We start from the raw sequence: 12,675 nt of genomic DNA on the forward strand, positions 1-12,675 counted from the left end.
CAATCCGCGATGTGACGATTCAGCCTCACGCATCACGTTCACGGTGGGGAGAACAGCGTGCCGCTGGTTTCGGTCTGTTTGCCGGTGCGCAACTGTGAAGATCGGGTGTCCGATGTGGTCCGGGCGGTCCTGAAGCAGGACCACGAGAACCTCGAGCTGATCATCTCGGACAACGCCTCGACCGACGGCACCGGGGAGATCTGCCGCGAGCTCGCGCACGAGGATGCGCGGATCGTCTACCACCGCCAGCCCGAGAACGTCGGCATGCTGAACAACTTCATCACCGCGATGAGGCTCACCACCGGCACGTACCTCCGCTGGATCGGCGACGACGACTCGATCGCGCCGGCCAACGTGTCCCGCTGCCTGGAGGCGTTCGCGGCCGACGAGCGGCTCGTTCTGGTGACGACCCAGGTCAGCTTCATCGGCCCCGACGGAATCGAGCGGACCGCGCCGTACGACGGGAATGGTCTGTCCTCCGACGATCCGGCCGATCGCTTCGCCGAACTGCTGCGCCTGCTCAACGCCAGCTACCTGCTGATGGATCCGCTGTACGGGCTGATGCGGCGGTCCGCGGTCGTCGGCATACCGCGGCGCAACATGCTCCGGGAGGACCAGATCTTCGCGGCCAACATCGCGCTGGCCGGGCCGTGGGCGCACGTCAACGAGGTGCTCGGGCGGCGCGGGTGGACGCATGACAGCGGTCCGCCGATGACGGAACGGCTTGGCCTGCCGGCCTGGCACGCCCGGATCGCGAACGTGCGGCAGTGCCGGGAGCTGCTCCGATGCGTACGCAATGCTGATCTTGACTCTGGGCAGCGGGCGAGGGCTCGGGCGGCGGTGGGGCGGTTGTATGTGGAGCGGCAGCGGCAGCTGGTGACGCGCCGCAGCCGGAAGCTCGTCGCGATGGCTCTGCGCGGAGGAGTTGTTCGGGGGTAAGACCGTTGGGCCTCCGCCGGTGGTACTTGCCGTCTAATCCAATCCCGGGTGGACGGGTCAGGAGGACGCTCGCAGCCACTCCTCCAGGACCACCAGGCTGAAGATGATTTTGTGGTGGTCGCGGTGGCCCGATTGGTGTTCGGTGACCAATTGGCGGACCGGCTCGGGGCGCAGGAAGGAATACAGCGGCGCGTCGTCGGCCAGCAGCATCTTGCCCAGCTTTCCCGAGAGCGACTCGCGGAACCAGCGGTCGACCACGTCGTCGGCGAACGCTCGTTTCGGCCGCCTGACCATCTCCGGTGGCAGATACTGGCGGCACAGTCGCTTGTGGAGCCACTTGCGGGTCCCCCGGCGGACCTTCAGCGACGCGGGGAGGCGTGCCGCGTACTCGATGATTTCGTGGTCCAAATAGGGCACTCGAAGCTCGAGCGAGTGTCGCATCCCGATTTTGTCGGCGGCCAGCAAGAGCTCGTCCGGCAAGGACGAGCGCACCTCCAGATACTGGAACGCGGCCAGCTCGTCCCCACCCATGTGCACGGCCGAATCGGCCCAGCAATCCAGAATCGCGTCGCCGGCGCCGGGCGGCAGGACGTCGTCGGCGAACAGACCGTCCACGGCCGACCCCGGAAGCAGGGAGAAGACCTGCTGGAATCGGCGCATCGGGTCGGCGTCGTCGAGCGCGAACAGTCCACGATGGAGGGCCTCGGCACGGTGGGCGCGGCCGAGCACGGAACGCGTGACTGACTGCACCGGCGCCGGCAGGGAGCGCCACGCCGATCCATATCGGACGCCGAGATGCCGCTGGTACCCGCCGAGCAGTTCGTCGGGCCCCTGCCCGATGAGGGCGACCTTGAGATCCTGTCCGGCCCGCGCGCACACGTGATGCAACGCCACCATCGAGGCGGTCGCGATCGGCTCCTCGAGCGAGTCGATGACCTCGGACAGAACGGTCTCGAAAGCGAACCGGTTCAGCCGGACCTCGGTGTGCGAGGCCCCGAAGTATCGGGCCGTGGCGGCGGCGTCGGCCAGTTCGTCGCCGGCGTAGGAGTCGCCGTAGCCGACCGTGTAGGTCTGCCGGCCGGTGCCGTGCTCGCTCATCAGCGCGAGCAGCAGCGCCGAGTCGACGCCCCCCGAGAGCAGCAGCCCGACCGGCACGTCCGACATCAGCTGCCGCCGGGTCGCCGTTGCGTAGAGCTCCAGCAGTCGCTCCGCCGCCTCCTCGGGAGTCGGCTCGGGCTCCGCGGACGAAAGGTCGAAATCCCAGTAGCGGCGCACATCCACCTTGCCGCCCTTGACGACGAGCCGCGTGCCCGACGCGAGCTTGTGTACTCCTTTGTAGACCGTGAGCGGCGACGGGACGTACCGGTAGCGGAGAAAGAGATTCATCGCGACCGGATCGATCGCCGGCCGGTCCGGGCGGCCGGCCAGCACGGCCCGCAGCTCCGAGCCGAAGACCAGCTCGTCGCCCACCACTCGGTAGTAGAGGAACTTCACCCCGGCGCGGTCGCGGGCGAGCAGCAGCCGCTCCTCGGCGCTGTCCCAGACCGCGAGCGCGAACATACCGTTCAGCCGATCGAGGATGCCGTCGCCCCACTCGCGGTACCCGTGCAGCACCACCTCGGAGTCGCTCCGCGTCCGGAACACGTGCCCGTATCCCTCGAGCTCGCTCCGCAGCTCCGGGAAGTTGTAGATCTCGCCGTTGACCATCACCGTCAGCCGGCCATCGGCGCTGGTCATCGGCTGGGGGCCGCCCGCCGGGTCCATGATGGACAGCCGACGGAAGCCGAAGCCGAGCGGCCCGTCGGCGTGGAAGCCCTCGTCGTCCGGCCCGCGATGCGCGATCGCTCTGGCCATCGCGGTCAGCCGGTCCGGGCTGACGACGCCGCCGCGCAGTCGCAGGATCCCCGTTATCCCGCACATCAGGCCGGTTTCACCCATCCGGCCATCGCCCACAGCCGGCGCCGCTGCTCGGCCCGCAGATAGGCCACCTCGTCGGGCTTCAGCGCGAGCGCGTCGCGCCGCAGCATGGCCCATAGGAAACCCGCGAACATCGCCAAACCACTGATGACGTACGGGGGTTGCACCGCGGCCCGATAACCACTGACCGACAGCTGGAAAAGGGGCGCATAACCCAGCGACCGGTTCACGATGCCGCGGACGAACCACGTCCGGGCCGGCCGGACGCTCCCGGAGAGCACGCGCCCCCGGTGACGGACCGGAAGGTCGAACAGCGTCTCCACCTCCCAGCCGTGCATCCGCGCGAGGATCTCGGCGACCGAGTCCTCCCCGCCCAGGCGCATCGGCCGGAGCCCGCCGATGTCCTCGTACGTCCGCCGGCGGAACATCTGTACGGCCCCGGAGACGCTGTTGCCGCTGATCCGCTGGCGCACGCGCCGCCCGTCGTACTCCTCGATCAGGTGACCCCCGGCGATGCCGAGCCGCGGTCGCCTGGCGAATTCCTCGAACAGCCGCTCGAAGTAGTCGGGATCCAGCACGATATCGGCGTCAAGTGTGCCGAGGTAGTCATAGCGGACATCATTCAGAGCCGCGATGCCGGCCTCGACCGCATGCACTTTCGACCCGAAGTCGGCGGGCTCCGCGGCCGAGTGCCGCCGCACCACACTGATCCAGCCCAAACCGGCGATCCGCGCGCTGACCAGCGCCGCGGTGTCATCGGACGAGCCGTCGTCGACAATCACCCACCGATCCGGCCGCACCGACTGCGCAATGACCGATTCCACGGTCTCGAGAATGCCGTCGGCCTCGTCGCGCGCGGGCGTGACCAACACGAAACTGCCATGCTCGGGCATGAGCCTCCGCCCCGTCGCGCTCCCCGGACGCGAGGAGCATAGGTAGTGCGGACGGGGCCTCGCGACCCCCTCATTTACCAGCTTCAAACCACCGAAAGGACAATTGCCGCCGTCCACTTTGAATCAGGCGGCGTCGTGGCGGAGGACCCAATCTGTGAACGCGGTGTCGTCGGAATAGCGGTCCACCTCGGCGGCGTCGCGGCGGGCCGTCTCGAAATCACCCAGGTCGGCGGCCAGCACCGCCCGCACGGCGAGCCGGTTGCAGAAGCCGGACATCGGCGTCTCGTCGCGCAACCGGGCGAGCAGAGTCGCCCGATCGAGTAACGGCAGGTAATCCGGCAGCGCCGACCGGAACGCGGCCACGGCGGCCGCGCCGATCCGATCGACGTCGTCCGGACCCGCTCCGAACGTCTCCTCGTACCAAGGCTGGTTCTCGGAACTGCGAAGCCGGTCGTTCACGGCCCCCTCGGTGGCGATCACCTTGTCGGTGTCGACCGGCCCCTCGGACCCGCGCAGCCAGCCCAGCCACGGCTGCGACAGCAATGCGAAGTTGAGGTAGAACCGCGCCTGGTCCCGCCGCGAACCGGACGAGCTCTGCACCTCGAGGAGGAGGGCGTCACCGCTTTCGGCCACCCGGCGGAACGTGCGGGACCGGCCCCGGCGAACGAAACCCGAAGCCTCCAGCGCGGGCGCCAGGTATTGCCGGACGATCTGGTCGATGACGGTCGCGCCAGCCACACGCCCAGGGTAGAGCGATCAGTGGCGGCCGATGAGGTCGCCTACCTCGGTGCGGGAGGAGGCGCCGAGCTTGCGGAGGATGTTCGAGACGTGGACGGCCGCCGTTTTCGGGGAGATGTAGAGGCGGCGGGCCAGTTCCGCGTTGGTGAGGCCGTCGCTGATCAGGACCGCCACCTCGCGCTCGCGCGGGGTCAGCGCGGCCGGGCCGGTGACCGCCGGGGGCGCGTCGGCCGGGGCCATGCCGAGCTGGGCGCGGACCTGGTCGAGCTGTGCCACCCGCCAGCCGCGCCACTTCGCCAGCAGGGTTGCCGCCTCCTCGGCCTGCGCAGTCGCCTCCTCGCGCCGGTCGGCCGCGAGCAGGCAGCGGGCCGCGCCGACGCGTACGGTGCCTCGGGTGGCCGGCGCCAGGATGTGGGCGTCGGCGATGGAGAGAAAGCCGGTCAGCGCCTCGGCGTGCTTGCCCTGCGCCTCGGCGAGCTGGGCGTCGACCAGCGTCCGGAAGGCGTCCCAGACGTCGTACTCGAGCAGCACGGCGGCCATCTCGTCGAGCCGGTGGGCCGGCAGGCCGATCTCGAGCGCGGCGGAGATCAGGTCGTGGGCCCGTTCGCCGCTGCGCCACGCCTCCTCGGCCAGCTCCACGAGCAGCTGGTCGAGAATCGCCTCGGCCCGCGGCAGGTCGTGCCGGCGGCAGGCCAGGTGGAACGCGAGGCCGGAAATCGTGGTCGGCGGGTTGTTCGGCAGCGCCGACAGGTCGTCGATGAGCTGGTCGACCCGGTCGAGCTCGCCGGCCTCCAGGTAGAGCCCGGCCAGGAAGACCGCGTGGTAGTCGGCCCAGCGGCCCAGGCGCCGGTAGGTCAGGTCCTGCTCACGCCCGGCCTCGAGCAAGGCGATCGCGGCGCCCAGGTCTCCGGACCGGATCGCGAGCCGGGCCTGACCCTGGAAGTAGGTGGCGACCGCCAGCGACTCGAAGCCGGCCCTCTCGGCGTCGACCCGCATCCGCTCCAGCATCTCGGCATGCTCGACGGGCGAGCTGGGCGGCTCGCCCACCACCAGGATGTTGAGGGCGCGGGCGGCCAGCACCCACTCCCCCGCCTTTTCCGCCTCGTCGACGAGCGCCGACAGCATCTGCCGGCCCTCGGCGCCGGTCTGCGGATGCTCGGCGAGCGTCGAGCCCTTCTCCAGCAGCGCGGCCAGGCGTACGGCGGGAAGGTCGAACTCGTCGGCCAGCGCCAGCGCGCGGTCGGACCAGAGCAGCGCGGCGTCGAGGTCGTCGCGCAGGTACGACGACTGCGCGATCGCGGTCATCGCCCGGGCCTGGTCGGCGCCGGGCGGCAACTGCGCGATCAGGGTCTCGATGTCCTGGGTGAGAGCGCTCATCGCGCCGGTCTCGCGGGACTCCCAGGCGATGCGTACGAGCAGATAAAGCGACTCGGCCCGGTCGGTCGTGGTGGCGGCGACGTCCCGCCAGTGCCGGGCGTAGCGCAGGGCGTCGTCGAGCAGACCGGCCAGCCAGGCGGCGCGGGCGGCCCCGGCCAGCAGCTCGGTGTCGTCGGGCACCTCGTCGAGGCCCATCTCGGCCAGGTGCAGGGCCTGGTAGGCGGAGCCGATGGAGAGGTAGAGCGCGGTGCCGCGACGGGCCGCGGCGATCATGTCGTCGTACCGGCCGGCGCCGCGGGCGTGGTGCGCCACCATGGCCGGGTCGGAGGCGCCGCCGCTCAGCAGCGCCTCGAGCGCCGCCTCGTGCAGCCGGCGGCGCTGCCGGGCGAGCATCTGGTCGGCGATCGCCTCGCGCACCAGCGCGTGCCGGAACGCGAACTCGTCCTCGCCGGACTCGACCAGCACGCCCCGGGTGACCAGGTCGCGCAGGACGGCGATGAGCTCGTCCTCGCCGGTGCCGGTCACGGCGGCGAGCAGGTCGAACGGGATGCGCTGACCGAGCACGGCCGCCGCCTCGACGATGCGCTGGCTGGCCGGCTCGAGGTCGTCGACCTGGCGGCGCAGCACGTCGGCGAGGCTCCAGGGCAACGGCTGCTCGACGAGCGCCTCCGCGTCGTACCCGGGAAGGGCGCGCAGCAGCTCCTCCAGGAAGAAGGGATTGCCGCCGGTGCGGTGATGCAGCGCCGTCGCGGCCCGCATCGGCGCCGGAGCGCCGGTCGCCGCCGCGAGCATGGCCGCGGTCTGCGAGGGAGTCAGACGATCCAGCCGTACGTGGGTCACGGCGTGCCGGCGTTCCATCCGGGCGAGCAGGCCGGCCACCGGTTGGCGGAGGGTCACCTCGTCGGGCCGGTACGTCCCGATGAGCAGCCGCGGCCCGCGCTGGTCGGCGATCCGCTCGAACAGGGCGGCGCTCTCCGAGTCGGCCCAGTGCAGGTCCTCGAAGACGATGACGGCGGGCGAGTCGCCGATCAGGGCGTCGAGGATCGCGAGCCCCGTGTGCAGCCGCTCGACCGGGCTGCGCCGCGGGTCGGCGAGGGCCGCCAGCTGCTGTTCACCGACCTCGGGGTGGTCGTCGATGGCGTCCAGGAGCACCTCGTACGGCCGGGCGAGGGAGCCGGGCTCGGCCTGGCCGACCAGCACCACGGTCTCGGCCGGCAGGGTCGCCAGCAGCTCGTGCACCAGCCGGGTCTTCCCGATGCCCGGCTCGCCCGCGATGATCGCCACCGCGGGCTCACGCGCCGAAGCGAGCCGCGCCAACCGGCGCAGCTCGCTCTCGCGCCCGATCATCACCGGGCTGGCACCACCGCGGATGGTTCGCACGACGCAACCCTACCGGTGGGGCGTCCGCGCACCTCCGCCGCTTTGCGGGACCGGCGGGCCTCGCGGGCGTTGTTCAGGACCTGCCTCTTCTCGGCCTCGGCGATCAGCTCACGGTTCCGGTCGTTGGCGAGGGTCAGCATCAGGTCCGCGTGCATCAACATGGCTTTCTCCTTTGTCAACCGCTGATGCACTAATCTTCGGCCGATCGGGGGTCTGCCACATCGGAAGGGTTTACCTATCTTCCCTGCTCAGGGGGCCTTAGGAGGGCCGTCTAGGTGGCCCTAGGTATACCTAGGCGGGCTGGTGGGTGCGTACCCGGTACACGCGTTTGGGCGGTGCCGCCGAAGATCCGCGCGAGCTCGTCCGGGCTCAGCTCCGGCAGGACGGCGCCGAGACCGCCGACGCGACCCTCGTCGTGGGTGATCCGCGGGAAGCCGATCACCACACGACGAGGGTCGCCCCGGCTCAGGCGGTGGCGCCGTAGACCGCCAGCTCGACGGTGTCGACGAACGCGCAGCCGCTGAACTGGCTCGGGCAGCTGCCGCCCTCGTCGGCGACCTGCGTGCCGAGCATCGTGTAGCGCACGAACTGCACGCCGGTGGTGCCGGCGGACAGCGGCACCGCGTTCATCTTGTCGCGGTTGTCCGGGCCGAAATGACCCGTCGCGGCGGCGGTCCAGGTGGTGCCGTCCGGGGACGTCTCCACGCGGTAGTCGCCGGTCGACGAGCTCGGGTCGTCGCCGCAGTTGCCGGTCGGGTTGATCTCGATCGACGTCACGTCGACCGCCGACGGCAGCTGGACGGTGATGAACCGCGGCTCGATCGCCGTTCCGCCGGTGACGACGGAGTCGGAGCTCCAGCCGGTGCCCTGCGACATGTCGATCGCCTGGCCCGGACCGCAGCCGAAGCCGCTGCTGTCCTCGCCGCTGAACTCGGTGACCTGGGCGCCGCCCTGGGACGCGGCCCAGTCGCGACGGACCGTCCAGTCGACCGTGGCCGGCCGGCGGGTGACGGTTACCGTCTTGACCTGCTTCTCGAAGCCCGCTCCTCCGGCGGACACCTTTTGATACGTACCGGCGAAAATGTTCTTGATCTGGTAATGACCGGCGGCGTCGGTGACGGCGGCGTAGGAACCGGCGAACCCGGAGCTGTGCCCGCCGAACGTGACCGCGACCCCGGCCGTCGGGAGCCCGGTGTCCTGGTCGGTCACGGTGCCGGCGATCGAGCCCTTGGGCGAGCCCGGCGCGGGCGGCAGCGAGAAGTCCTCGACCGGCGCGGTGTCCGAGCCGTCGACCGTGGCCGCGAAGAAGCCCATGCCCCGGTTCGCGAAGACCTTCCAGATGTCCCGCTGGTGCCGGCCCTTGTCCACGACAAGGTCGGCCATCAGGATCGAGTTGCGCATGTCCAGGTACGACGGATCGGCGGGCGCCAGCTCCATGGCCCGGGTGACCAGCGACTCCGTGAGCCGGTAGCCGAGCGCGGTGCGCAGGTCCCACAGCGTCTGCGCCCAGATCTCGCCGTCGGCGTGCACCTCGGCGCCGCGGCGCGAGATGTGGCCGAAGTCGCCGTAGGTGTACCCGCCGGTACCCGCGGTCGGCCGGCCGGGGCACACCGAGGCCGGAGCGCCGACCGTGCAGTCCAGCGGCTCGGTGCGGATCGTGTTCGCCCCGGCCGTGGAGTACTCGAAGATCACCAATTCGCCCGGCTTCGCGGTGTCCTTCTCCAGGCCTTCCTTCTGCAGGTAGTCGTAGGCGTACCAGTCGCTCCACGCCTCGCCCATGGCCCCCGACTGCGGGCCGTTGAGGGTGGAGACACCGGCCGCGTCGACGACGAGCCGGTTGGACAGCCCGTGGGTGTACTCGTGATACACCGACGACGCCTCGTTGCCGACGTCCGACGGCACGTACGGGTCGTCCTCGGTCGGCGTGTTCGGCGCCGGCTGCAGGTACATCTGCATCGTCGGCGGGGTCCCGTCCGGCGGGGTCGACATGTTGGCGTTGTCGACGTGGTTGCCGTCCGGGAAGCCGTTGTCGGTGTTAGCCCCGTCGAGGTCGTTCACCTCCACCGCGTCGCCGTCCCGGGTCTCGAAGTTGCCGGCGGCGCGGGTGAACCCGATCGGCGCGGCCTGCAGGTGATCGTGGAACACCGAGGTGAAGTACAGCAGCTGCGTGGCGTCCATCGCCCGGTTGGCCTGCCACGAGAACGCCGTGAACGGATCCCACGTGCACTGGAACTGCGCCGTGCACAGGTCGCCGGAGAACTGCTTCAGCGGGTACTTGAAGTGGCCCGGCGAACTCTGCCCGACGTCCTCCCCCGCGTCGGCGACGTTGTTGTCGTTCAGGTCGGAGAAGACGTGCGAGGAATTGCCGACGAGATTCTTCGCGTACGGGGTGACCCACTTGCTCAGCGAGACCCGGCGCTGCTGGCCCCCGGCCGGCGCGCCCGGATAGTTGTCCCACACCAGCGCGTCGGGGCCGGCGTCATAGTCGGTCAGGCTCTGCCGGTAGAGGATGCGGCCGGTCTGCGCGTCGATGACGTGCAGGTACCCGGACTGCATGGTGAGCGTCTGATAGCCCAGGCGCACCCCGCCGACGGTGGGGAAGGCGACCAGCTTGGCGTTGTCGCTGGTGGTCGAGCGGGTCTCCCGGGCGTCCCGCCGGGCGGTCTGCAGGGCCTGGTCGCCGCTCAGTCGGGCCCCGGCCAGCCCGGCCGGCAACTGCTTCACCGGCGAGCCGGTCATCTGGATCAGCGCGCCGTTCTTCGCGACGTCGGCCCGGATGCCGTTGCCGAAGACCGGAACATCGCCGACCCGCTGCAGGAAGCTCAGGTGGCTGGTGCCCTCGATGTCCACGTAGTCGCGGCTCAGCTTGAGCGTCGCCGGGTCCACCCCGAACAGGTCGGCGTGCGTCCTGAGGTAGTCGCGGGCGACCTGCACGGCCGGCTTCCTCGACGGTCCGGTGAGGAATCCGTCGAGCTTCGCCACCTGCCGCGGGGTCCCGGTGAGCGGGTCGAGGTCGACAATGCCCTGATCGCCCAGTTCGGAGCGCATGTCGCTGACAGAGGCCGGAGGCTTCGCCGCGAGCATCGCCGCCTTGGTCTGGAGCATGCCGGTGACGGCGGGATCGTGCCGCGCGTCGTAGTTCGCCGGAGCGGCGGTTGATTCCGCCGTCCGCGCCGGAGCGGCCGGTGCATACGCCATCGCCGGTCCGGCGCCGATCGCGGCCGGCGTGATGCCGATGGCCAGGACCACGCCCCCGGCGAGGGTTCGTCTGAGGTTCTTTCTCATCCGGCCAGCCTGGCAAGTCGATCGACAGGTATCAACAGCCGATCGGTTGTCACCATCGCCTCCTTCCACATCGCCGGGGGCTTCCGCATCATGAGGTCATGGACGTGGTCAGTACCGACGAGGTCCCCGTGGAGGAGCGATTCCCCTACTGGCGGGAACTGAACAAGAAGCTGCTCGTGCCGTACGACCTGCGGTGCGATCCGCGGTGGGAGAGCAGGTTCCGGGTGCGCGCGGGTTTCAGCGGGTGCGGTCCCGTCCAGGTGACGCTGGTGACCATGACACCGCACTCGGTCCATCGCACCGCCCGGCTCATCCGCCAGGCCGATCCGGAGGTGTGGGAGGTGGGCTGCACGGTCCGCGGCGGCAGCGTCCTCACCCAGGACGGCCGCAGCTCGGAGCTCGGCGTCGGCGACCTGGTGCTGGTGGACACCTCACGGCCGTACCGGATCGACCAGACCGACTGCGAGGTGTTGCTCCTGCATTTCGAACGGTCGCGGATGCCCCTCGCCGCCGGGGACCTGCGGTGCCTCTCCGGGGTGCGGATACCCGGCGACCGCGGCATCGGTGCGCTGACCTCGCAGTTCATGCTGCACCTGGCCGGTAGCCTGCCGGGCCTCACCCCCACCGAGACCGGCCGGCTCTCCGCCGTCGTCCTGGAGGTGCTGACCACGGCGCTCGCCCACGCCCTCGAGCGGGAAGGGCAGCTGCCGGCGGACACCCGGCAGCGGGCGCTGCTCGCCCGGATCGACGCGTTCGTCCGCGCCAACCTGGGCGAGCCGGGGCTGGACCCGGAGACGATCGCGGCCGCCCACCACATCTCCCGGCGCTACCTGCACCGGCTCTTCCAGCAGGAAGGGCGCACCGTCGCCGGGTCCATCCGCGAGCTACGCCTGGAGCGCTGCCGGCGCGACCTGACCGACCCGCGGCTCGCGTCCCGGCCGGTCCACGCGATCGCGGCCCGGTGGGGTTTCGGCAGTGCCGCCCATTTCAGCGCAGCCTTCCGGGCGGCCTACGGGGTCTCGCCGCGGCAGTACCGGGAGGGCGCGCAGACGTAAGAGGTGTGCACGCGGGCGTAAGGACAGCCGGGTGCCGCGGCACGCACGCTGGATCCCATGCGACGGATCATCAACTCCACCTACATATCCATCGACGGCGTCGTCCAGGACCCGCAGAACTGGACCTTCGACTATCGCGACGAAGGGGCCGCCGCCTTCGCACACGACCAGCTCTTCGAATGCGACGCCCTGGTCATGGGCCGGCGCACCTACGAGGGCTTCATCGGCTACTGGCCGACCGCGACCGACGACGACGGCACCGCGGACCGGATGAACTCGATGGCGAAGTACGTCGTCTCGGACAGCCTCCGCGACCCGGCGTGGAACAACACCACCGTCGTCGGCCGGGCCGAACTCCCGGCCCTGGCGCGAGAGCTCAAGCAAAAACCAGGCCAGGACATCATCCAGTACGGGTACGGGCCGGTCACCGCGGCGCTGCTCAGCGAAGGCCTGCTCGACGAGCTCCGCCTCTGGCTGCACCCGATCATGGTCGGCGGTCCGACCCGCGACGCCCTGCTCGCCGAGGTCAGCGGCGACGCCCGGTTCCGTCTCGCCGGCCACCGGGCGTTCGACTCCGGACTGGTCATCCTCAGCTACCAGCCCCAGGGATGACGTCGGGGATCGTGATCGCCCCATCACGGTCGAGCGGGAAGCCGGGATTGTGGGCCACCTCCCAGAGGTGGCCGTCCGGATCGGCGAACGCGCCCGCTCGGCCGAAGGGCATCGCGCGCGCCGGGTGGGTGATCCGGCCGCCGGCCTCCTCCGCCGCGAGGAGAAGCTCATCGACCTCGTCGGCGGACCGCACATTGTGTGCCACCATGATGCCGCCGAAGCCGTCCGCGTTGCTGTCCTCGATACCGGCGTCGGCCGCAACCTTGTCCCGGCCCCACAGCACCAGTCCGATGCCGCCGGCCTGGAAGAAGACCGTCTCCTCAACCTCCTGCCCACGCCATCCCAGTCGCTCGTAGAACGTCCGGGCCCGGTCCAGATCGGCGACGCCGAGCGTCACCAGACTGAGTCGTTGCTCCATTTCCAGAACCTCCTGGTCGGTCGTCTCGACATGATGCTGCGACCGGCCGCGCTTCGTCGTT

The 12,675-nt window shown here is 70.5% G+C and carries 10 protein-coding genes; 3 read left to right on the top strand and 7 right to left on the bottom strand.

Annotated elements, in window-relative coordinates; translation table 11 throughout:
* The first annotated feature begins 57 nt into the window (after positions 1-57).
* Positions 58-939 carry a glycosyltransferase family 2 protein gene (locus tag A3CQ_RS0103060; RefSeq protein WP_157295219.1) on the top strand — a complete coding sequence of 294 codons (882 nt, stop codon included), beginning with the start codon at positions 58-60 and terminating at the stop codon, positions 937-939.
* A gap of 57 nt (positions 940-996) precedes the next feature.
* Here A3CQ_RS0103060 and asnB read toward each other — a convergent pair whose 3' ends face one another.
* The 6 genes from asnB to A3CQ_RS0103095 all read right to left on the bottom strand — a co-directional run bounded on the left by asnB (position 997) and on the right by A3CQ_RS0103095 (position 10,529).
* Complete coding sequence (gene asnB, locus A3CQ_RS0103065) at positions 997-2,877, bottom strand: asparagine synthase (glutamine-hydrolyzing) (RefSeq protein WP_211216440.1); 1,881 nt, start codon at positions 2,875-2,877, stop codon at positions 997-999.
* Positions 2,859-3,866 carry a glycosyltransferase family 2 protein gene (locus A3CQ_RS51255; RefSeq protein WP_157295221.1) on the bottom strand — a complete coding sequence of 336 codons (1,008 nt, stop codon included), beginning with the start codon at positions 3,864-3,866 and terminating at the stop codon, positions 2,859-2,861. Before A3CQ_RS51255 ends, asnB begins: the two co-directional genes overlap by 19 nt.
* Before the next feature lie 6 nt (positions 3,867-3,872).
* Complete coding sequence (locus A3CQ_RS0103075) at positions 3,873-4,487, bottom strand: DUF4304 domain-containing protein (protein WP_020509443.1); 615 nt, start codon at positions 4,485-4,487, stop codon at positions 3,873-3,875.
* A gap of 18 nt (positions 4,488-4,505) precedes the next feature.
* Positions 4,506-7,244: an ATP-binding protein gene (locus A3CQ_RS0103080; protein WP_245576979.1), complete on the bottom strand. Its 2,739-nt coding sequence runs from the start codon at positions 7,242-7,244 to the stop codon at positions 4,506-4,508.
* Complete coding sequence (locus A3CQ_RS0103085; RefSeq protein WP_020509445.1) at positions 7,211-7,405, bottom strand: hypothetical protein; 195 nt, start codon at positions 7,403-7,405, stop codon at positions 7,211-7,213. The genes A3CQ_RS0103080 and A3CQ_RS0103085 overlap by 34 nt, the downstream gene beginning before the upstream one ends.
* A gap of 304 nt (positions 7,406-7,709) precedes the next feature.
* Complete coding sequence (locus A3CQ_RS0103095) at positions 7,710-10,529, bottom strand: M36 family metallopeptidase (RefSeq protein ID WP_063713514.1); 2,820 nt, start codon at positions 10,527-10,529, stop codon at positions 7,710-7,712.
* Between the two features lie 98 nt (positions 10,530-10,627).
* On the opposite strand from A3CQ_RS0103095, the gene A3CQ_RS0103100 reads away from it, so the two are divergent.
* Together A3CQ_RS0103100 and A3CQ_RS0103105 are read left to right on the top strand one after the other, a co-directional pair.
* Entirely contained in the window at positions 10,628-11,584 is a 957-nt protein-coding gene (locus A3CQ_RS0103100; RefSeq protein ID WP_020509448.1) for an AraC-like ligand-binding domain-containing protein, read from the top strand.
* Positions 11,585-11,641: 57 nt separating this feature from the next.
* The gene (locus A3CQ_RS0103105) at positions 11,642-12,196 is read left to right on the top strand and encodes a dihydrofolate reductase family protein (RefSeq protein WP_020509449.1); all 555 of its coding nucleotides are present in this window, start codon (positions 11,642-11,644) and stop codon (positions 12,194-12,196) included.
* Here the strand turns inward: A3CQ_RS0103105 and A3CQ_RS0103110 are convergent.
* On the bottom strand, positions 12,174-12,614 hold the full coding sequence (locus A3CQ_RS0103110; RefSeq protein WP_020509450.1) for a VOC family protein: 441 nt from the start codon (positions 12,612-12,614) through the stop codon (positions 12,174-12,176). The genes A3CQ_RS0103105 and A3CQ_RS0103110 overlap by 23 nt on opposite strands.
* Positions 12,615-12,675 lie beyond the last annotated feature (61 nt).

It is taken from the genome of Paractinoplanes globisporus DSM 43857 (assembly GCF_000379645.1).
Classification (GTDB): domain Bacteria; phylum Actinomycetota; class Actinomycetes; order Mycobacteriales; family Micromonosporaceae; genus Actinoplanes; species Actinoplanes globisporus.

Excerpts from the sequence above, each read along its gene's own strand:
- A3CQ_RS0103085 (WP_020509445.1), bottom strand. The coding sequence starts at position 7,405 with ATGTTGATGCACGCGGACCTGATGCTGACCCTCGCCAACGACCGGAAC.
- A3CQ_RS0103105 (WP_020509449.1), top strand. The coding sequence starts at position 11,642 with ATGCGACGGATCATCAACTCCACCTACATATCCATCGACGGCGTCGTC.
- A3CQ_RS0103100 (WP_020509448.1), top strand. The coding sequence starts at position 10,628 with ATGGACGTGGTCAGTACCGACGAGGTCCCCGTGGAGGAGCGATTCCCC.
- A3CQ_RS0103095 (WP_063713514.1), bottom strand. The coding sequence starts at position 10,529 with ATGAGAAAGAACCTCAGACGAACCCTCGCCGGGGGCGTGGTCCTGGCC.
- asnB (WP_211216440.1), bottom strand. The coding sequence starts at position 2,877 with ATGGGTGAAACCGGCCTGATGTGCGGGATAACGGGGATCCTGCGACTG.
- A3CQ_RS0103110 (WP_020509450.1), bottom strand. The coding sequence starts at position 12,614 with ATGGAGCAACGACTCAGTCTGGTGACGCTCGGCGTCGCCGATCTGGAC.